Source organism: Pseudomonas yangonensis, assembly GCF_009932725.1.
Classification (GTDB): Bacteria; Pseudomonadota; Gammaproteobacteria; order Pseudomonadales; family Pseudomonadaceae; genus Aquipseudomonas; species Aquipseudomonas yangonensis.
Map to the genome: position 1 here is coordinate 1 of NZ_BLJU01000283.1, position 374 is coordinate 374.

Below are 374 nucleotides of genomic sequence, written 5' to 3' on the forward strand. Positions count from 1 at the left end.
GAAGAGAAATTCGCCGGGGCGAACGCGGAAGGTCAGCTCGTGCAGCCCGACATGGCCATTGGGGTAACGCTTGGCGACCTGCTCGAATCGGATCATCCGCGCTCACGCTCCTCGAAGAGTGCCTGGACGAAAGCCTGCGCCTCGAACGGACGCAGATCATCGATACCTTCACCCACGCCAATGTAGCGAATCGGCAGGCCGAACTGCTTGGCCAGGGCGAAGATGACGCCGCCCTTGGCGGTGCCGTCGAGTTTGGTCAGCGCCAGGCCGGTGAGGTTCACCGTCTGGTTGAACTGCTTGGCCTGGCTGATGGCGTTCTGCCCGGTGCCGGCATCGAGCACCAGCAGCACTTCGTGCGGCGCCGTCTCGTCCAG

Annotated in this window: 2 pseudogenes; both read right to left on the bottom strand. The window is 63.9% G+C overall.

Annotated elements, in window-relative coordinates:
* Positions 1 to 96 (bottom strand): annotated as a pseudogene (locus GYB81_RS24355) (cell division ATP-binding protein FtsE); the annotation flags it as partial.
* Positions 93 to 374, bottom strand: a pseudogene (locus GYB81_RS24360) (signal recognition particle-docking protein FtsY); the annotation flags it as partial. The pseudogenes GYB81_RS24360 and GYB81_RS24355, both read right to left, overlap by 4 nt.